Origin of the sequence: Eisenbergiella tayi (genome assembly GCF_001881565.1) — a bacterium.
Lineage (GTDB): Bacteria > Bacillota > Clostridia > Lachnospirales > Lachnospiraceae > Eisenbergiella > Eisenbergiella tayi.
In genome coordinates this window covers 365,108-385,525 of record NZ_MPDJ01000006.1, presented here as the reverse complement: position 1 = coordinate 385,525, position 20,418 = coordinate 365,108, and the positions used below count along the sequence as shown (strand labels likewise).

Below are 20,418 nucleotides of genomic sequence, written 5' to 3'. Positions count from 1 at the left end.
CTGTCATATCAGACGCACTCTAGCCCAGCTGACTGATTCCCTGCTGCCTCGCCGCAAAACGCACATCATCAAACAGGGAAAGCTGCCGGTAAGACATTCCTCCTGCCTCCGCCGGAAGCTTTTCTTTCACAGACAGCAGGTTGCGCGTGATATAATCCTCTTCGATTCTCGTATTATACATCATACGTCCCTGACAGGTTATGAAATAAAGGGCTCTCTTAAGAACCACCCCTATTTTCTTCAAATCCTCGAAACGCAGGTTTGCACTCCTCCTGGCCTTTACAATCCTCTGGGCACTCTTCACCCCGATTCCCGGCACCCGGAGCAGTGTCTGGTAATCCGCCCGGTTCACTTCCACAGGAAAACATTCCAGATGACGCAGAGCCCAGTCTTCCTTGGGATCCAGCAGTACATTGAAATTGGGCCTGTTTTCATCCAGCAGCTCCTCCGCCTGGAAACCATAAAACCGCAGCAGCCAGTCCGCCTGATAGAGCCTGTGCTCCCGAAGCAGCGGAGGGCCTCCCGGCAAGGCCGGAAGATCCTTATCCTCATTCACCTGGACGAAGGCCGAATAAAAAACCCGCTTCAGGCTGAATTTATCATACAGATTCTGGGCCACCATCATAAGCTGGAAATCGCTCTCACCTGTGGCGCCGATGATCATCTGTGTGGACTGGCCCGCCGGTACAAATGACGGCGCATGCCTGTAAACGGCCACTTCATTCCTGCTCTCGGTTATCCCGTTCTGAATCAGCCGCATAGGCGCCAGAATATTCTTCCTGTGCTTATTGGGGGCAAGCTTCTTTAGACCTTCCGCCGTGGGCAGTTCTAAGTTCACACTCATCCTGTCTGCCAGGAAACCAGTAAGGCGCACCAGCTCCGGATTAGCCCCGGGGATAGCCTTTACATGAATATAGCCCTGGAAGTTATATTCCCTGCGGAGCTTGAAAAGTGTCCGGTACAAAAGCTCCATGGTATAATCCGGGCTGTACAGAATACCGGAGCTCAAAAACAGACCTTCAATATAATTCCTTCTGTAAAATTCAATCGTAAGCCTGCATACCTCATCCGGGGTAAAGGAAGCCCGCGGCACATCATTGGAGCAGCGGTTAATGCAGTATTTACAGTCATATATACATTCGTTGGTAAATAGAATCTTAAGCAGGCTGATGCAGCGTCCGTCTCCTGAAAAGCTGTGGCAGATCCCTGCCTTTATGGCATTCCCCATTCCCGTACCGTCCCCGTTCCGGTCCGTCCCGCTGCTGGTACAGGCCACATCATACTTGGCCGCATCCGTCAATATTCCCAGCTTATCCATTATGCTCATCTGCTTGTCTGAAATTCTGCACTCCATTTTATCCCTGCCTCTTCTGCTCTTTCATCCGTTTCACAGATGTAATCACGCAGCAACTTTTTCGAACATATGTTCTTTTCCATATTATAGTACATATGTTCGGTTTGTGCAAGTATAAAACGACCGAATATTTATAGCGGCAACTTATATAATCCCCATCTGTCTTGCCTTCTCCACCGCCATCACCCGCGACTTAACCTCCAGCTTCCTGAAAATACTGGCTATATGGCTTTTCACAGTGGAAAGGGAAATATAAAACTTATCCGCTATATCCGTGTTTGTCAGCCCATCTGCTATCGCCTGCAGGATCTCAGCCTCCCGTCTGCTCAAAACGCATGTGTTCTCCGCGATACACAGCCTTACAGCCTCCTCAAAAAAGAGCTTTTCCCGTGGGGACAGCATTTCCGCAAATGCGCTGCCATATTTCTGGTAAAATCCGTATACGGTTTCCGCTTCCACAAAAAAGGGCTGGAAAATCCTGTTTTCACAGGCATAATATACTGCTTCCTTAAACAGATCCTTCAGACGCCTCGTATCTGCGGCACATTTTGATAAGGCAGTCCCTTTAAGCAGGCTCGCTTCCACTATCTTGAGAGAGGATTTCCGTTTACGGGCTGCGGCAAGCACCTCATCCAACACAGACAGGGCATTCTGAATCTCTCCCTTTCCAATCAGGATGTGCGCAAATAACAGGCTGCTGTTCAGTGACCGGCCTGTTTTTTCTTTTCTTAAATAAGCATCCATATAATTGTCCTGCATTGCCGGTGTCATGACACCCGCGCGGAATTGATATTTCAACAGGGATGCCAGCATAAGGATATCCTTATAATAATCCGCCGCCATCAGGCTTTTGAGCATCGTATCCGCCTGTTCTGTCTCCCTTAGTAAATATAACTGTTCAATCACATTAAAGGCATAGGAAAGCCGCAGCTGCCCTCCGCGTTCCGCCACCTCTTCCCGGCACTCCTCCAACAATTGACCGGCATCCTCCAGCCGCAGCTGCTTCATGTACAGCCCGGCGACAGTCACGTTAAAAGTAGGAATATGAAAACGTCTCAGCAGTTCATTTCTCTCAAACAGATTCCGTGTCTGCTCCTGCACCGCCAGTGCATCGTTCAAAAGCCCCATTTCCTCGCAGATCTGTGTTTTCAGGGTCTGGTTAAAATAGGCGACGTAAGCGCTGTGGTTCTGTGTTTCAAAGGCAATGCTTTTCTGAATCGACGCAAGCGCTTCAGGAAAGCGATCCCTGCAGAATAAAAAGGCGGCGTTCTTAGTCAATATCAATGCCTTTGTTAAAGGATGCGCCTCCATCTCAAGAACCTTATCCACAGGCATCGGCTCCTGAATCATATAAGGCTCTTCCCTGTATAAGATGGCCGCCCCATAAAAGGCTTCATAGCGCGGATCCTTTCCGGCCCTTTCCACCGCCGCGTTATAAAGCGCATCACATAGATCAAATTCAAAAATAAAGTAATGATAAAAAAACTTCTGAAAAGCCACCTCAAAATCAGTTACAGCAATTTCCACGGGAAGCCTGGCTATGTAGTAAAAAAAAGCAGGACTATTATCCATCTCCAGAAGCCTTGTCATGACAAGGGCGAAGTCCCCCAGTGAAAACAAATGGCGCAGGCTTTCATCCTGATCCCCACATTCCCACAGCGCTCTCGCCCCTTTCCTGAGCACCTGTTCCTTTGTACCGTCAGCCAGCCTGTCAAACCGAATACGCAGAAAATCCCTGAGTAAATTATGGTACCTGTAAATTTCTTCTGCTTCATCCACACACTGAAGCATCAAATTTTTACCCAGAAGTCTCTCCAGCATGCTGTCAAAATCTATTTCCGGCAATACACACGCATTGATCCGTCTGTTAAAATAAGAAAACGGCGCAGTGAGCACAAGAAAGGTCTGTTCCTCCTGCGTCAGCCGTCCGAATATCTCCTCGGCTATATAGTCATTCAGATACCGGTTATCCCTGACAGTCCCCTTAGCAAAGGTAACCCTCCCCGCAGCCGCCAGAAGCTGCAGACCGCCAATCCAGCCATCCGCCTTATCCAATACCCCCTGCAGTTCCTCTTCATTACAGGACAAAGACAAGGTTTCCTTTAAAAAGCAGGCTCCTTCCTCCTGTGAAAAACGCAGCTCCTCATCCTCTATGCGAAGAAGCGCATCCTTCATTTCAAGCTTTGACAGGGAAAGCTCCGGCAGCGCACGGGTAAGAAGAAAGATATGCACATTCTCCGGCATATTCATAATAAAATAATCCACGCTCTGAATCAGTTCCCTGTTATTGAGCAGATGAAAATCATCAAGTACAAAATAGATCTCTCCAGTCTGCTCCAGCGCATTGATCAGCACCTTCAGCATTTCCGTATATCCGGCGCCGGCCCCCTGCAGATAATTGGAAAACTCATCCGCAGCGGCGCCCAGGGAATCAGACAAGGCCTTTACCACATAATTCCAAAACAAAGGGACAAAATTACACTCATCATCCAGAGAAAGCCACCCTGCCGCCAGCTTCCTGTTTTCCAGATAAGAAGTGAGCAGAGTTGTCTTCCCGCTTCCCGGAGCGCCCATAATAACGGTTAAACGCTTTTGTCCGGAACCATCCAGCTTTTGAAACAGTTCCCGCCGGAGTACCGTTCCCTTTCTCGGTTTCGGCATCATAAGCCTTGTGGATAACAATGTCCTGTTCATAAACGCCCCCTCTTAAAAAGATTGTTATTCAAATTCCACATATCTTCCCATGCTCCCCGCCCGGCTTGGAATCCCCTTCCTGCCCGCCGCCGCCCACGGCCTTGCAGGGGTCCTTACAGGGGACGCTTTCGCTCGGATAATCACGCAACGGTACTAAGGCTGCACAATACGCAGCCTAAGGACCGGCGTGCTTATAACGCCCCTTACAGGATCCCCTGCAAGGCCGTGGCCGGCGGCGGGCAGGAAGGGGATTCCAAGCCGGGCGGGGAGCATGGGAAGATATGTGGAATTTCCGTATAGTTATATTTGTTTTCAGTGTCCGATATAAGTCCTATTTGTTTTCCATACGGAGACCGTATAGAAAACCGCAATCAGCAGGAGCAAATAGGAAAGAGACGGAACAATGCCCTGCCATGCCATGTGCTGCTCCACGCCGTCCGCCACGTTCAGGAAGGCCTTCTGCGGAAGTATCTGTATGATGACGCCCAGCGCCTGGTTGCCTTTGTCAAAGGCAAAGAACCCGCCTGCCAGGATGGATGTGAGAATGATGATCGTATTGCCGATCATTTTTGCAGAATCATCCTTATTCGGCAGCATGGAATACAGGAAAAGGCTGAATACGGTGGACAGCGCACATATAAGGGCGAGCATACCGGCAAGCGGAAGGAAACCGAAGCCGAAAGCCGCCCCGCTTATCCATTTTACCACAACAAGAATGATCGTTGTAGGAATAAAGAGAAAAAGGAAGTTGAACAGGCAGTGGGCAAACAGATAATTGCTTATCCCCAGGGGTGACGCCGCTATCCGGGTTATCTGGCCGCCGGTTTTGTCATCTGCGTAAAAGGTCATGCATGTGGAACCCATCATCAGCAGGAACATGGTCAGGAATCCCAGGACATTGGTTCCTGTGCCGCGGTCACTGAACATGGCAGGAGCATCCTCCCGCCCTTCCAGCGCAGCCTTCAGCTTTGTCGTGATTTCTTCGCTTTTGACGGTTTCCAGTGAACAGCTTCCGTCCGCATTCTTCGTCAGGACAGCATCATACCGGCCCATTACAAGCTCCGAACGGGGCGGGGCTTCCTCCATCTGTATGATATTTACCTGCTTCGATGCCAATTCCGCAGACGCCGGCGAAACAACTGCCACATCCCATTTCTGTGTCATCCCGGTGCTGACAAATACTGCGGCGCAAGAAGCTGCGGCGGTGAATAACACCAGCAATACTATAATCTGCTTCTGCTCAAGAAGCCGTCTGAAATTATTTTTCATTATCACTTTCACAGGTAATCCTCCCGATTAAATAATCTGGCTGTAAACACAATACATAACCCGCCCAACAGGCACAGTGAAACGCCTGTTACGCCCAGTGTCAGCATGTTTCCGTCATAAATGACCCTGAAGGCTGCATTGCTTATCCATGTGACCGGTGAAAGATTGCTGATTAAGCTCACTGTGCGGCCAAGCCCTTTCAGAGGGAAGAAGGAACCGCCCAGTAAACAGAGGATGGCGACCGCGGTGGAAAGAATCATGTTGACCGTCTCCTCATGTTTCAGGATACAGCAAAGCATGATGCTGAAACACACGGCAAAGAATTCCACACAGAGTAAAAGGAGCCATAAGTAAATGACGGCCTTTCCCCCGAAGCTGACTCGGGCTATGAAAAACAGCATGGCTCCGGCAATGGTATGGCATACAGCACCGAACAGAAACGATGCGGCAATTTTAGGCATATAGATATAGGAATCCGGCACAGGGGCATTACACAGGCGCATATTCGCCTTTACAATACGTGTTTCCATAAAACTGTTCGCAGCAAGGGTTGCATTGTTTAAAGCCCCGAAAATCATCATGGTAATGGCATAATAATCAAAGGATGTCACCACGCCGCCGTAAGTGCCTTTCGTGATAAACCCCATGACCAGCGCCAGCAGCAGCGGCAGCCCTATTGTCCCGGCCCACCACATGGGATTCGTGTACAGGTTTTTCAGATCCGTTTTCAGAATACAGTTAAATTCATACATAATGGCTCCTAATCCCGCAGGGAACGTCCGGTCAGGTTCAAAAATACCGTTTCCAGACTGATTGCCTGCGTGGTAATGCTGTTGATGCGCTTTCCATGTTCGATCAGTACAGCAATAATCCGATCCAGATTTTCAATGCCGGGAATGACGGCAAGCTTCAATGTTCCGGCGCCTGCCGACACTTTTTTCACCCCTTCTATGCGGTACAGCGTATCGGAATCAAAGGTATCAAGGCCATCGGCTTCAATGGTTATCATTTTATCCGTATCGGTTCTTTCCTTCAATTCCTCCTTTGTGCCCCCGGCGATGATTTTGCCGTGGTCCATGACAATAATCCGGGTGGATATCTCTTCCACTTCCTCCATATAGTGCGTGGTATAGATAATGGTCATCCCCTCATCCCGCAGGCGTTTGATGGATTCCAGAATATGATTCCTTGACTGCGGATCAATCCCTACTGTGGGTTCATCCATGACAAGCAGCTCCGGCCTGTGGGCAATAGCGCAGGCAATATTCAGACGCCTCTTCATGCCTCCGGAAAAGGTGCCTGCCTTATCTCCCGCCCTGTCGGTCAGTCCCGCAAATGCAAGGGCAAACCGGCATCCTTCCTGCAGTGCTCTGCCTCTTAAACCATAGAGGGATGCGAAAAATTCCACATTATTGCGTGCGCTCAAATCCTCATAGATTGCCAGATCCTGCGGCACGACACCCAGCCGCCGTTTATAAGCGGGTAAGTCATCATGGATGCTTTTCCCTTTCAGGAAGTCCGCATATATGCCGCCTCCATCCCATCCCAGAGCACCTGTGAGCATATTGATGGTCGTGCTTTTTCCTGCGCCGTTTGGTCCCAATATACACAGAATTTCACCTTTATATACATCAAAACTGACTCCGTCCACGGCTTTGCCTGTTTTATAACTTTTCTGAAGGTTTTTTACTTCTATCATTTTATTCATATACCGCTCCTTTCATTGTCTCTATTGTAAACCAGCAGGCTTAAGAGCGGTATCGGCCGAAAGTATGATTCGGACCGGCCGGGAGTATGAAAAAACGGTACAGCCCGCATAAAGGCCGTACCGTTTCCGAAATCTTCTGTTCTTTTATGAGGCCACCGACCCTTTGAAGCCGATGCGAATCCGGCTGCGTCTTCCGGCAAGGGCCGCCTGGTACACAGCGTATACTTTATCACCAAACTGTCTGGCTCCGAAATCCAGGCCGGTCCGAACGGCTCCTGCCGACAGGAAATTTTTCCAGTCCACATCACCCGTAACCTTCAGACATGCTTCACTGAATTCTTCAAATGTCTCGTATTGGTATCCGTTTTCCCTGTTTTTTACAATCCCTTCCACACAAGGGTCTTTCCTGCACAGTACCGGCAGACCGCTGGCTAAAGCCTCCAGATAGGTAATTCCCTGGGTTTCGCTTTGGGAAGCGCTGACAAAAAGATCCGCCGCCCGGTAGTAAGCTGCCGTTTCATCGGGGGATGCCATTCCCGTAAAATGAATCCGGACACTGTTTTTCTGTTCATCGGACAGCTGTTCCAGTTCTTTTCTGCAGGGACCGTCCCCCACGATCAGGAGTTCCATATCCTCCCTGTTCATCCGCCCGAAGTACGTGATAATTTCTTCTATATTTTTTTCTTTGGCAAGCCGTCCCAGAACAAGAAGTACCTTTTTCCCTTCTTCGATTCCGTATTTTTCCCGTATTTCCCTTCTGTCACGCTCCACAGCCTCCCAACTCACCGGCAGGAAACGCTCCAGCCGTATACCGGTGGGAATCACCGCAACAGGACGATCCACGCCATAGGAATTAAGAATCCCCTTTACCTTCTGGGTGGGAGCAATAACAAAATCTGTTTTTTCCAGAATAAACCGGGAAAACCATGCGGCAGCCTGCTTTCCCCAGGGCCTGCCCGCGCTGAAATAATGGGTATAATCTTCATATACCGTATGATAGGTATGGACAATGGGTATCCCCAGCTGTGCCGCTATCTTCCGGGCAACCAGGAAGCTGCTGAATTCACACTGGGAATGAATGATATCCGGCTGCCATGCAATCAATTCCTCATACAGCCGGCTTCCCGGAAAGCATACCGCCCTGGCTCCGGGATAAATCCGGCTTATATCAACAGAACGCATGTAATAGACATCTTCCTCCTTGTAGGAGTGTCCCCGTTCTGATAAAGTGACAACTCTCACTTCATGTCCCTTTCGGGTGAGTTCTTTTTTTAAGGTAAGAACAGAGGTAACAACGCCGTTAATCACGGGTTCATACCAATCTGTTGTAATTAATATTTTCATAGGTCCCCTCCTCAAATAAGCTGTCGTAAATTTCTGCCAGGGCCGTTCCTATTTTAGTAATACTGTTTTCCCGGACCAGCTGATATGCCTCCTGTGTCAAATCCGGAAGCTGTTTTTCCAGAATAGCCGGCAGAAGCTGTTCAAAGTCTTCCCTTCTCTTTCCCTTATACACGGTACTGCCATGCTCCAGCCATCCCTCATACACCGGGATATCCCTCACCAGAACCGGCGTCTGCATGGCCATGGCTTCCAACATGACGATTCCTTCCGTTTCCTCCCATGTGGGGAAGAAAAATAAATCGCTTCCGCTGTAGGCATCCATCAGTTCTTCCTTGCTGATAAAGCCCGGAAACTGCAGATTGGGAAGCTGCGTCCTGACAGCCTTCCGGATTCGGGATGGAATCAGTGCGGATGGCGTGGAACCAAACCAGATAAACTCATACTGAGGATATTTCCTTGCCATTTCCACAAAATCCAGGATCCCTTTTCTTTCTATATAATGTCCCACCCCCAGAACAACCTTCTGGGTGGATGTAAAGCAATAAGCTTTGCGGAATCTTTCTGCCCCCTCTTCGCTTTTTTTATAGGCTGCAAGGTCAATGCCGTTGGAAAGAGGCACTATCTCCCTGTTTATCCCATAGGTCTGCAGCAGCCGTGCGGAATAGGGTGTGGGCGTTATCACCACATCACCGCTTCTATAGCACCGTCTGATCCACCTGCGGAACAGCCCGGCCGCCATGTTGGAACCGATAAAGGAATTCCGGAAATCCTCCATCGTAGAATGGGCGTAATAAACCACCCGCTTTCCCTCCATACGGGCTTTCAGACTCATCCACAGCGAATCGGGAAACACGGTATTCAAATGAACTACCTCATAATCCTCCTTCGGATCAAAGGTATAAGGTATCCCCGCACTTTCCAGCGCCCGTGCCTGATGCTCCATGGCGCGTCCCACGCCGCTCTTGCCCGCCACCTTCATACCGCCGTTATAAAGTAATACTTTTCTCATTACCGCACCCTCTTTTCTTCTATCTTAATATACAGGTTCATCGAATCAACTGCAGGACCTGGGTAAACAGCAGCTGCAGCCCCAGGGAATATGCCGCAATGGATAACGGCTTGCCGAGCAGGATTATAAGCAGGAATTTACGGAAGGACATGGAGGTCACGCCTGCCAGGAAGCAGAGCAGATCATCCGGCGCCGCCGGGAAGAAAATAGCCAGTGCAAACCATTTATCAAAGGTACCGTTTTCCATCCATTTCAGATATTTTCCATATTTCTGGCCGTCCGCCGCCTTTTCCACAGCCTTCATCCCCAGTCTTCTGGATATCTGGAAGGCACAGGCCGACCCGATACAGATTCCCAGGTAATTATAGACAAATCCCCACAGCGGCCCGAACAGAAGCACGCCGCCCAGACAGGAAACTCCGCCCGGTATGATGGGAATCACCACCTGAACTATCTGAATCAGAATAAAAATCAGAGGCCCCCATATCCCAAAGGGCTTCAGGAACTGCTCCATAGCTTCCTGAGAGGTAAACAGCCCCTTCTGCATCCCGTATATCGTAAATGCTGCGCAGAAACCAATCCCCAGAGCTGTAATGATATAGGAAGGTTTTATAAATTTTCTGGTTTCCGCCTTCACCTTATATTCCGTTTTCGGTTTGAATTCTGCTTTTGTCACTCCTGCCGTATATTCCATATCCTGCTCCTGTTCTCCTTATCAATAGCTGTCCTGTCTGTCATTCATTGTCTATATGCTAACAGTCAAAGCTTAAAGAACAGTCCGGTAATTTCTAAATATTTCTTTAACAAAACTGGTATTTTCACTTAACTAAAAGACCCGCAGAACATAAAAACAGCTGACATGATCTGGAAAAAAGAAGCTTAAATTATGGAAATATTTAGTTGATCTATAGGAAAAATTTGAATATAATGCTTCTGTAACTATTCATATTCCGGCTGAAAAATTCCGGAAATATCAGCATCATTTTTTACAGGAGAAAAGAAATGGAAAAGAAAAACAACCTTCTGAAAATCGCGTCTTATATATTGATCGCGTTTGCCGCAATTGCCCTTGTCGTATCTGTGGTGAATATTTTCAGAACATTAGGACAGGTCAACAATATGGACGCCGCCACGCAGGCAGCGCTGGATCAGGCGGTTGCCGCCAATGCCGGAAGCGGAGTGTCCGCAGATATGGCAGTGGGACTGGTAAGCGGTATCGCATATGTGACCCTAGCGATTACGGTCGCCTTCAATGTTTTAAAAATCATTATCGGAATTCTGGGAATTAAAAAATCTGAAGTGATGGGCAGCAATAACTTCTTTATGATATGGGGTATCGTTTTCCTTATTTTCGGTGTTTTCGGCCTGGCGGGCACCTTGTCCCTCATCGGCTTCTGCAATCTGATGGCGGGTATCGCCGCTCCGCTGCTTTATATCATCTTTTCCAAGCAGACCAAAGCAGCCTGAGACGCGGTAAAAGAATTGTTATAGAAAATTACATAAAAAAACAGCCCGTCTGCAAAAGGCTTCACTCCGTCAGGAGAATGACTGTTTTGCAGACAGGGCTTTTTCTTTATTCCATCTCATAGCTTGCGGGTGGACTCCTGTTCCAGGAGCACTCCGGGAAATATTTTATGCTGGTGGCCGCTTCTTCCTGCCAGTATATCAAACAGAAGCTTTACGGATTCCTCCGCAATATCCTGCACCGGCTGGCGTATGGTAGTGAGAGTGGGATTATAATAGCTGCAAAGCTCAATCCCGTCAAAACCGGCCACAGAATAATCACGGGGAACATTTTTCCCTTCTTCAAATATGGCACGGCACGCTCCCACCGCCATGGTATCCGAAAGAGCGAAAATGGCAGTAAACTCTTTTCCGGAATCCATCAGTTTTCTGGTCATAACATAACCGCTTTCCATGGAGTAAGACTTGATTTCCTCAGGCATGTGGCAGATTAACGTTTCATCCACCCGTATTCCATGATCCTTCAGCGCCCTCTTATAACCGTTAAGCCTCATCTTACCAATACTGGCATCGTTGGGACGCGCCGCCAGTATTGCTATTCTTGTATGTCCCTGGCGGATCAGATAATCCGTCATGCGGTAGCCTTCCTTCTCGTCATCCACCGACAGAGAGGAATAATTATCATGATGCATTCCGTCAGGCGCACAGCCTACGGTAGAAAGAATAAAAGGAATATGGAGCTTACGCAGCTTCTCATCCGAATGGGAAAAATACCCTCCTAGGAAAATAATCCCGGCCAGCCTTTTTTCCTTCACCAGTTCCAGTGCTACATCCACCTCATCCTCATTGGATTCCACATGCCGGATAACCATGGAATATTTTTTCCTTTTGATTTCATCCTCTATGATCTGGATGGCGTCCGCAAAAAAGGGATTGGTGATTCCCTTAACCAGCACAGCAATACATTTTCCATCCGTGCGCTTCAGATTTCTGGCGCTGTTATTGGGAATGTACCCATGCCTCCGGATTGTATCCATAATCATCTTTTTGGTCTCCGGATTGATATCCGGATGGTTATTAATAGCCCTGGATACTGTACTGACCCCCACATTACAGAATCTGGCAATATCCTTAATCGTTATTTCTTCCACATCATGTTCTTTCCTCATACTTTAACATCCATCCCCCAAGTCTGGCGTCATATTTGCAGGCTTCGACAGAAAACCTGCCTTTATTCTATAAGACAGCTTTGGTATAAGTCAACCCTGTCTGTTTTACCGCGGCTTTATTAACCCTTTACCGCTCCGGCAACAACGCCTTCAATAATATATTTCTGGCATACCAGGTAGAAAATGATAATGGGGATGATCGCCAATACCAGGACTCCCATCATGGCTCCCATATCGATGGAACCATAACCGCCTCTCAGATACTGGACAGCAATGGGAATTGTCTTGTATTTTGTCATATCCAGCACCAGATAAGGCAGGAGGTAATCGTTCCAGATCCACATGGCCTGAAGGATTGCCACCGTGATGCAGGTGGGTTTGAGAATCGGCATGACAATCCGGAAAAAGGTCTGGATCGGCGTACATCCGTCAATCATGGCCGCCTCTTCGATTTCCAGAGGTATACTCTTCACAAAACCGCAGAACATAAATACCGAAAGGCCTGCCCCGAATCCCAGATAAACCACCACAATCCCAAGGGGATTCCCCAGATGCAGCATATCTGCCAGCTTGGAAAGAGTAAACATTACCATCTGGAACGGAACTATCATGGAAAACAGGCACAGGAAATACAGGCCTGTGGTAAATTTATTTTTTACCCTGGAAATATACCATGCGCACATGGATGTACAGAGAATAATTATGGCAACTGATAAAACGGTTATAAACAGAGATGTCCAGAAGGCATCCACAAATCCTGTCTTTTTAATACCGTTCACATAGTTTTCCAGTCCCACATACATCTTATCCGTAGGAATCGCAAAAGGCTTTCTGCTGATATAAGCCTTTTTCTTAAAGGAATTGATCACTACGAGCACGATAGGAAATACATATACCAGGGATATCAGCGTGAATACAAAAGTCAGAAGACCGCCGTGCTTTGCTTTTCTCGCATTCATTACTGCTGTACCTCCTTCCTTCGTGTGAGCTTATTCTGCGCCAGGGCAATAATCGCCACCAGGATGAAGAATACCACTGCCTTCGCCTGCCCTACGCCCTCCCAGCCGGTACGGCCGTAAAAGGTATTGTAAATATTCAGAGCCAGCATTTCCGACATCTTGGACGGCTCCCCGTTGGTCAAAGCCAGGTTCTGGTCGAACAGCTTGAAGGAGTTGGTCAGTGTCAGGAAGGTACAGATGGTAATGGAGGGCATAACCATGGGAATGGTTACGTTCCTCAGGATCTGCCTGGAATTAGCTCCGTCGATCTTCGCCGCTTCGATCAAATCCCCTGAAATGTTCTGGATTCCCGCAATGTAAATGATCATCATATAACCGACCTGCTGCCAGCACATCAGGACGATCAGGCCCCAGAAGCCGTATGTTGAGGAATAGGTCAGCGTCCTGTTAAAATACAGCAGTATGCCGTTGAGAAGGAGCTGCCAGATATACCCCAGAATAATACCGCCGATAAGGTTCGGCATAAAGAACACTGTCCTGAATACATTAGTCCCCTTAAATCCTTTTGTCAAAAGCAGCGCCACGGTGAAAGCAAGGACATTGATCAGAATCACCGATACCACAGTAAAGAGCGCCGTATACCACAACGCATGGACAAAGGAAGGGTCCGTGAAAATTTTAAGATAATTGGAAAAACCGATAAATTTGGCATCCGTTACCGTAGTGAACTTGCAGAAGGATAAATAAATTCCCATAATAAAGGGAGCTATGAATCCCAGAATAAAAGCAAGAAATGTAGGGAGCACAAAAATCGGCCAATACCTTTTGATTGCTTTTGCCATTTTCTTTCCTCTCTTTATAATAAGTATACATCTGTTAGTATGAAACAGGGCGGGCAAACTGCGCCCGCCCTTCCCTGAACAACTGCTGGCTCGCAAAGCGCGGCAGCCATTGTTTTATATCTTATTCTGCTTCATTTGCCGCATCATATTCGGTCTTCCAGCCGTCTACGAATGCTGTTACCACATTATCCCACTTGCCTGTTCCCTGCGCATACTCAAGAAGTGCGCTGCCCAGACCGTTCTTCCACTCTTCGGAAGGCATGGTTGTGAAGTTCCATGATACAGGTGTTTTTCCGGCCTTTGTATATTCATCATTGGCAAGAATCAGCGGATTCGTTGACTGATAGCCATCTGCAAAGGTCTTGAAAGGAGTAACAAAGCCCATCTTGTTGGCAAGAGCGTCACGTCCTTCGTCGCTGGTTACTACCCAGTTCAGGAAATCAAGAGTTGCCTGGATATCTTCCGGAGCAGCGTTCTTATTTACACACCAGTAGTTTTCAGAACCTGTGCAGAGTCCCTGGTTCTCTTCGCCTTCCGCACCAATATAGATAGGAAGCATTCCCAGATCCTCATCCGCTACTTCATTGTCTTTAATATCATTGTAAGCCCAGGTACCATTCTGATAAAATACTGCTTCGCCCAGTGCGAATTCAGAAGCGGCGTCTTCTCCGGTCTTTCCGGAAAGAAGGCTGGGTTCGCAGGTTGCATCTGTTATATACAGGTCAAAAATCTGTTTGTAGTTGTCCAGATAAGTTCCTTTGATTGCAGGTGAGGAGGTAATTCCGTCAGCCTTGTATTCATAATAAACAGGAAGGTTTGCAAGGTGGGTCTTGAATCTCCAGTCGGAAGAAGCATCAAAGCCTGCGGATGTAAATGCGCCTTCTACTCCAAGATCATCCTTATGAGCCTGAATTCCGTCTGCAACCTTTTTGAGTGCGTCAAAGTTATTCAGTTCATCGATGGAGGTGATTTCCGCATCGGGAAGTGCAAAATAATCATTCAGCAGAGCCTTGTTGTAAATAATACCGTAAGTCTCGATAACGTATGCCATACCAAGAACGGAATCGCCTTCCTTCAGCACATAGTCATCGCTTTCGATATTCTTGTAAACATCGCTGTCCTTCAGGTCATAGCAGTAATCCTTCCAGGAAGCGAGGCCTACAGGTCCGTTAACCTGGAACAGTGTAGGTGCTTCTGATTTGGCCATTTCAGACTTCAGTGTGGATTCATAGGTTCCGGATGCTGCGGTAACTACTGTTACCGGTACTCCTGTCTGTTCCGTATATACTGCGGCCAGATCCACCCAGTCCTCAGCCTGCTCCGGTTTGAAGTTCAAATAATAAACCTTGCCTTCTCCGCTTGCTGCGGGAGTCTCCGCCACGCTTTCTGCCGGCTCGGACGGCTCTGCTTCAGAACCTGCCTCCGCCTGCGTATCCGCAGGTGCCGGTGTGCTTTCCGGCTCTGCCTTCGATCCGCAGCCTGCCAGAAGAGCTGAAACCATAGCTACACTCAGTAATGCACTGATCAGTTTCTTTTTCATAATAATCTCTCCTTTTCCTTGAAAAGTGTATTTCCGGAAACGTTGTCGGTAACGTTTCCAATTGCTATGGTTGTATATTACCACATAGCTTTTCTAATTGCAATACGTTTTTGTATATTTACTATATTTATTTTTATTTTTACAATTTCAAATATACACTTTGTATAATTATGAGCTTTTTTCACACTTTTCTCTCGTTTTTTACAACTTATTTTCTGCATTTTTTCATCGGAAATATACCTGATATTTATAATTCTAAACATTTTTACCCGGATTATACAATTAAAAAGCGCATAAAAATTCATTTCGCTTTACCGGATATTATATGGCAGAAAAATGGCGCCCGATAAAGCTTCTGTCTTCTCCTTAATTCCCGCAAAAAAAGAAGCCCCCGCTCAGGACTTCTTCTTTCGTTCTTACAGCATATACTTTTCCATGATTATTGCGGCCCCGTCATGGTCGCAGTCATCCGTTATCTCCTTCGCCAGCGCCTTAACCGCGGGAACCGCATTTCCCACCGCCACCGGCAGGCCCGCGGCCCGCAGCATTTCCACGTCGTTACTGTTGTCCCCGACTGCAATCACCGACTCCATGGGGAGCTTCAGGTGTCTGCACAAAAGCTTGAGGCCTTCCCCCTTATTTGCCTCCCGGGCGTTGATTTCCAGATTTCCCGCAAGAGAACTTGCCAGGGTAAGGGGAAGCCGGGAAATCTTCTCCAGAGTCCTGCGGCGGCTGCCGTCATCCCTGAAAAACAGATTTATTTTTTCCACCTCCAGCGGCTTCTCTCTGTAGAAAGAAAACAGGCTGTCCACCCTTACCACGCTCTGCCGGAACACCCTGTCAAACTCTCCGAGGCCGAACTCACCAAGGCGCTGCATATAACTGCTGTCCATAAAGGGACGGTTTCCCATGAAAAATGAGGTCAGGATATCCTCTCCTTCCACACATTCCATTACCTCAAGCACCTGTCCGGGCGGAAGAGGTATCCTTGCAATATGTTCCTTTTTCCGCAGATCGTAAACACATGCACCGCTTTCGCACACCAGATACTGCATGGACGGAAAGGCATCCAGATAAGCTTCCATTTCCCCGATGCATCTTCCCGTGGAAAAAACCACCTGTTTCCCCTGCCGCAGTATTTCTTCGATGGCCCTGCGGGCCCTGGGCGTTATTTCCTGCCTGGAATTCAGCAGTGTTCCGTCCATATCCAATGCAATCAGCATATACTCCTGTTTATTCATTCATAATCTCCCATCCTGCCGTAATACCTATTGATAGTTTACAATATTTCCGGCTGTTTGTCCCGTGTTTTTTTATGGCAGGGCTGGCGATATGAAAAAAGGAAGGGAACTCGCTTTCTCCCCTTCCTTTGGACCATCACATTCATTATTCCTTTTTATTTTCAAAATAAACTCCGCCGACAACACCGACCACAATAATCACTATCGCCAGAACTGACCAAATATCCCACATCTTCAGCTACCTCCTGTCCGCTATTTGTTTCTTAAACAATACGATAGCATGACAGGCAGAAAAATACGATATTCTGGAAGGTTCTTTAGCATTTTATGAACGTGGCGTTAGCGGCATCTTAGCAAATGCCCTTTTAAGTACAAGACAACGTCTGGTAACCGACAGATGCACCAGCTGGTTTTTATCAAATAATACATCATAGCCATTAAAGGTTCCCCTGATTTCATTAAGTTCCACAGGGACTCCCGCCTCGGCGAGGCGATCTGCATAGGCATTTCCTTCATCTCTGAGACAATCAATCTCCTGTGTTTCCACATAAGCGGGAGGAAGGTTCTCCAGGGACGGAGCGCACATGGGAGCGGCATACTGCGGCTTGCCGAAAACGCCCGAACGCAGATACAGATCCCACATCTGCCTGTTCAAATTGGCATTCCAGCCGGGCGAATCCACAAACTGACGCATGGACCAGTAGCTCATGCTCCTGTCCGTAACCGGGTTTATCAGCATTTGGAAACAGATGGACGGCCCATTCTTATCCCTTGCCAGCAATGTAACAGCAGCAGCCAGGGCACCCCCTGCGCTGTCTCCCACCACCGCAATCCTGTCCTTATCTATTCCCAGCTTTTCCGCATTATGGGCCACCCAGACCAAAGCCCTGTAGCAGTCCTTCACCGGTATGGGGTAAGGCTCCCCCAGACGGTAGTGTACGATAACCACCTTGCACCTTATACTTTCTGCATAAACCTGGGCCAGCCGGTGTGTGGAAGGCCTGTCCCTTAATACAAACGCGCCTCCATGGTAATAAACCATACAAGGGGCATTTTTACTTATATTGACAGGCTCATATATGGTTACCCATACCTTGCCGCCGTCCGCCGATTTTATACATTTCCTTTTCCTGCGCATCCCTTTGGCAGGCCGCTGCAGGAAACAGCCGGCCTGGAACCATTTGTTGGCAAGCCATATTTTTTTTGGCGTTATAATGTAATCCCTGAAATCGACGCGGCTCCAGAGACCACCTACATCTTTCAAATCCTTATCCAATGCATATTTTGAAAACATGTATCCCTTGTGCATAACGATTCCCTCTTTACAAATAACACGCTACACTACATTACCGTAATAATATATCATACCTGCGGTTGTAAAATCTACCCTTTTTGCAAATTTCACCTTTTTACACCCAAATTGGACTTTTTATTGTAACCTTCCTACAAAGGAATATTTTTAGCATAATTTGGATATACTTTTTGTACAAAAAAAATGGCAAAAAACCGTCTTTGTGTCTTTCGGTTAATGGAGGAAATATGTTCGGAAAAAAAATAAAATTTGAAATTTGGGGCTTTATATTTACTGCCGTTTTGGGCACACTTCTGCATTTTCTGTATGAATGGACAGGTAAGATGCCTGCAGCAGCCCTCTTTTCCCCTGTTAACGAATCCGTATGGGAGCATCTTAAACTTTTGTTCTTTCCCTTCGTCCTGTTTACCCTGTGGGAGCTTCTGCGTACCTTTCCCGCCCCCGCCTGCTTTCTTCCGGCAAGGACTTTGGGCTTAAGTGCAGGATTGTTTTCCATCCCTTTCCTTTTTTATTGTTATACCTCCATCCTGGGAACCAACTATCTGGCTCTGGATATCCTTGTTTTTTTGCTGAGTATCCTGATCGCCTTTTCTGTAAGCGGATTTATTGAAAAGAAAGCGGCCCGCTCCGCCAGGGAATCCGGCCTGCTGTGCCGGATCCTGCTTTATCTGTCAATTGTGGTATTGCTTGTTTTACTGGCTCTCTTTCTTTTCTTTACCTTTAATCCACCTCATATGCCTTTATTTCGCGATCCGGTGAATGGAAGTTATGGGATTTGAGATCTTCAGCCAGCCTTTTGCCTTTCCGCAGCATTGTTTTCTTCTCTTTTTTAATAATAATAACCAGTAACCAATGCCTTCCTTTATAATTTTTCCGGATGGATATTTGCTTTTAGTCGGTTACCCGAGTATAATCAATATAAAGATCCAACAGTAACCCAGGTGCTGAACCTGATAATAAAAGGAGGCTTTTTACAAATGAGGAAAAAAATCATAGCTTTATTGACCACGGCGTTATTATTCAGCGCTGCAATACCCACAACAGTAAATGCTGCAGGCTTTGTGCAGGATACTGCCGGTGTAAAATACCAGAATGATGACGGGACTTACACGACAGATTCCTGGGTGCAGGTCGGTGCAAATATCTATCATGTGGATGTTAACGGTATTGTCCAGACCGGATGGATACAGGTGGGCGGACTCTGGTATTTTCTTGATGATACAGGTATCTGCACCAATCCGGAAGGAACTGTTACCCCTCCGGCCCAACAGGCTGCTGAAGCTGTCCCTCAGGCAAACCCTTTCGCTGCGGCAGGCTGGAGCGTATATACTCCCACAGATCCTGCTTCCTTGCAGAATGGTGTTGCAGCAGGGCTTATAGGCTTTGATGGAGCACAGTATTGGGCTGCTCCGGGATTTGTATCTACCCCGGCTCCGGCTGTCAATCCCCAGGAAAAAATAGTTTACGTAACAAATACAGGGAGCAAATATCACAGAGACGGCTGCCGTTATCTCAGAGAAAGTAAAATACCTATGAATTATAGTGACGCCATTAAATCATATACTCCCTGCAGCGTATGTAAACCATGATATAAACAAAAATACCGATGTGTCAGCACTGCAATTAAAAGAGCGGATAACTCAGATTAATACCGAGTTATCCGCTCTTTGTACTGAAGCACGGGGGATTCGAACCCCCGACAACCTGATTAAAAGTCAGGTGCTCTACCGACTGAGCTAGTGCTCCTCATCCTATTCTGTTACCTTTCCCCGCGTTATAAAAAATTATACCTCCGGGAAAAAAAGAATAAAAAAAAGAATCATAAGAAAAAGATTCCTTTTCTGCAACTGGGCTAGCTGGATTCGAACCAGCGAATGCAGGAGTCAAAGTCCTGTGCCTTACCGCTTGGCGATAGCCCAAGAAGGTGGATAAAGGGATTCGAACCCTTGGCCTCCAGAGCCACAATCTGGCGCGCTAACCAACTGCGCTATACCCACCATATGGATTATGAGAATTATCATAACCACAACGTGCTCGAAGGGATTCGAACCCCCGACCCACGGCTTAGAAGGCCGTTGCTCTATCCAGCTGAGCTACGAACACATATTACGGGAACGCCTGGCAATCATGCGACAGGACTATTCTGACTGATGCTGACAGAAAACTGTCACACGGATAACTGCTTATTAAAGCTTGTCCTTACTGTAATTACCTGCTGCATTCAGGCAATCCGCAAAGGATAATCATCCGCAAGCGGGTGATGGGAATCGAACCCACGTATCCAGCTTGGAAGGCTGGTGTTCTACCATTGAACTACACCCGCATATATATAATAAAAATCGTGTGACCAGAGTATGGTAATCGGGGTGACAGGATTCGAACCTGCGGCCTCCTGGTCCCAAACCAGGCGCTCTAGCCAAGCTGAGCCACACCCCGGTTTCTGCTCACCCTTAGCCGTGACGCAGAAGTTATTATATAACACCCGCAAACATATGTCAACGGATTTTTTGAAT

Annotated in this window: 17 protein-coding genes and 6 tRNA genes; 3 read left to right on the top strand and 20 right to left on the bottom strand. The window is 47.5% G+C overall.

What is annotated here, in order from left to right; all coding sequences use genetic code 11:
• Nucleotides 1-19: 19 nt before the first annotated feature.
• The 8 genes from BLA28_RS23690 to BLA28_RS23655 all read right to left on the bottom strand — a co-directional run bounded on the left by BLA28_RS23690 (nt 20) and on the right by BLA28_RS23655 (nt 10,072).
• Complete coding sequence (locus BLA28_RS23690) at nt 20-1,354, bottom strand: putative DNA modification/repair radical SAM protein (protein WP_069155394.1); 1,335 nt, start codon at nt 1,352-1,354, stop codon at nt 20-22.
• Between the two features lie 144 nt (nt 1,355-1,498).
• The gene (locus tag BLA28_RS23685) at nt 1,499-4,048 is read right to left on the bottom strand and encodes a helix-turn-helix transcriptional regulator (protein WP_069155393.1); all 2,550 of its coding nucleotides are present in this window, start codon (nt 4,046-4,048) and stop codon (nt 1,499-1,501) included.
• A 312-nt stretch (nt 4,049-4,360) separates the two neighbouring features.
• A complete protein-coding gene (locus BLA28_RS23680) occupies nt 4,361-5,329 on the bottom strand; it encodes an ABC transporter permease (protein ID WP_069155392.1) in 969 nt (322 codons plus the stop codon).
• On the bottom strand, nt 5,326-6,069 hold the full coding sequence (locus BLA28_RS23675) for an ABC transporter permease (protein ID WP_069155391.1): 744 nt from the start codon (nt 6,067-6,069) through the stop codon (nt 5,326-5,328). Before BLA28_RS23675 ends, BLA28_RS23680 begins: the two co-directional genes overlap by 4 nt.
• An 8-nt stretch (nt 6,070-6,077) precedes the next feature.
• The gene (locus BLA28_RS23670) at nt 6,078-7,025 is read right to left on the bottom strand and encodes an ABC transporter ATP-binding protein (RefSeq protein WP_069155390.1); all 948 of its coding nucleotides are present in this window, start codon (nt 7,023-7,025) and stop codon (nt 6,078-6,080) included.
• 144 nt (nt 7,026-7,169) lie between these two features.
• Nucleotides 7,170-8,369, bottom strand: coding sequence for a glycosyltransferase family 4 protein (locus BLA28_RS23665; RefSeq protein WP_069155389.1), 1,200 nt, complete (start codon nt 8,367-8,369; stop codon nt 7,170-7,172).
• Entirely contained in the window at nt 8,338-9,378 is a 1,041-nt protein-coding gene (locus BLA28_RS23660) for a glycosyltransferase family 4 protein (RefSeq protein ID WP_069155388.1), read from the bottom strand. The genes BLA28_RS23665 and BLA28_RS23660 overlap by 32 nt, the downstream gene beginning before the upstream one ends.
• A 37-nt stretch (nt 9,379-9,415) precedes the next feature.
• Entirely contained in the window at nt 9,416-10,072 is a 657-nt protein-coding gene (locus BLA28_RS23655) for a TVP38/TMEM64 family protein (protein WP_081329748.1), read from the bottom strand.
• Nucleotides 10,073-10,380: 308 nt separating this feature from the next.
• Here BLA28_RS23655 and BLA28_RS23650 point away from each other — a divergent pair, with 308 nt between their 5' ends.
• Nucleotides 10,381-10,845: a hypothetical protein gene (locus BLA28_RS23650; protein ID WP_069155387.1), complete on the top strand. Its 465-nt coding sequence runs from the start codon at nt 10,381-10,383 to the stop codon at nt 10,843-10,845.
• Nucleotides 10,846-10,961: 116 nt separating this feature from the next.
• Here BLA28_RS23650 and BLA28_RS23645 read toward each other — a convergent pair whose 3' ends face one another.
• The 6 genes from BLA28_RS23645 to BLA28_RS23615 form a co-directional block, all read right to left on the bottom strand.
• Nucleotides 10,962-12,011, bottom strand: a complete 1,050-nt coding sequence (locus BLA28_RS23645; protein WP_016360336.1) for a LacI family DNA-binding transcriptional regulator — start codon at nt 12,009-12,011, stop codon at nt 10,962-10,964.
• 119 nt (nt 12,012-12,130) lie between these two features.
• On the bottom strand, nt 12,131-12,970 hold the full coding sequence (locus tag BLA28_RS23640) for a carbohydrate ABC transporter permease (RefSeq protein ID WP_009254094.1): 840 nt from the start codon (nt 12,968-12,970) through the stop codon (nt 12,131-12,133).
• Complete coding sequence (locus tag BLA28_RS23635; protein WP_009254095.1) at nt 12,970-13,812, bottom strand: carbohydrate ABC transporter permease; 843 nt, start codon at nt 13,810-13,812, stop codon at nt 12,970-12,972. The genes BLA28_RS23640 and BLA28_RS23635 overlap by 1 nt, the downstream gene beginning before the upstream one ends.
• A gap of 121 nt (nt 13,813-13,933) precedes the next feature.
• Nucleotides 13,934-15,352, bottom strand: a complete 1,419-nt coding sequence (locus BLA28_RS23630; protein ID WP_044967743.1) for an ABC transporter substrate-binding protein — start codon at nt 15,350-15,352, stop codon at nt 13,934-13,936.
• 416 nt (nt 15,353-15,768) lie between these two features.
• Nucleotides 15,769-16,593: a Cof-type HAD-IIB family hydrolase gene (locus BLA28_RS23620; protein WP_069155385.1), complete on the bottom strand. Its 825-nt coding sequence runs from the start codon at nt 16,591-16,593 to the stop codon at nt 15,769-15,771.
• Nucleotides 16,594-16,918: 325 nt separating this feature from the next.
• Nucleotides 16,919-17,902: an alpha/beta hydrolase gene (locus BLA28_RS23615; protein ID WP_069155136.1), complete on the bottom strand. Its 984-nt coding sequence runs from the start codon at nt 17,900-17,902 to the stop codon at nt 16,919-16,921.
• 230 nt (nt 17,903-18,132) lie between these two features.
• Here BLA28_RS23615 and BLA28_RS23610 point away from each other — a divergent pair, with 230 nt between their 5' ends.
• Complete coding sequence (locus tag BLA28_RS23610; protein WP_069155384.1) at nt 18,133-18,684, top strand: DUF6512 family protein; 552 nt, start codon at nt 18,133-18,135, stop codon at nt 18,682-18,684.
• A gap of 198 nt (nt 18,685-18,882) precedes the next feature.
• The gene (locus BLA28_RS23605; protein WP_069155383.1) at nt 18,883-19,494 is read left to right on the top strand and encodes a hypothetical protein; all 612 of its coding nucleotides are present in this window, start codon (nt 18,883-18,885) and stop codon (nt 19,492-19,494) included.
• 84 nt (nt 19,495-19,578) lie between these two features.
• Here the strand turns inward: BLA28_RS23605 and BLA28_RS23600 are convergent.
• From BLA28_RS23600 to BLA28_RS23575, 6 genes are all read right to left on the bottom strand, one after another.
• Nucleotides 19,579-19,651: transfer RNA gene (locus tag BLA28_RS23600), tRNA-Lys, on the bottom strand.
• A gap of 101 nt (nt 19,652-19,752) precedes the next feature.
• Nucleotides 19,753-19,824: transfer RNA gene (locus tag BLA28_RS23595), tRNA-Gln, on the bottom strand.
• A 4-nt stretch (nt 19,825-19,828) separates the two neighbouring features.
• Nucleotides 19,829-19,902 (bottom strand) — tRNA-His (locus BLA28_RS23590).
• Between the two features lie 32 nt (nt 19,903-19,934).
• Nucleotides 19,935-20,008 (bottom strand) — tRNA-Arg (locus tag BLA28_RS23585).
• Between the two features lie 149 nt (nt 20,009-20,157).
• Nucleotides 20,158-20,228: transfer RNA gene (locus tag BLA28_RS23580), tRNA-Gly, on the bottom strand.
• Between the two features lie 38 nt (nt 20,229-20,266).
• Nucleotides 20,267-20,341: transfer RNA gene (locus BLA28_RS23575), tRNA-Pro, on the bottom strand.
• Between the last annotated feature and the right edge of the window lie 77 nt (nt 20,342-20,418).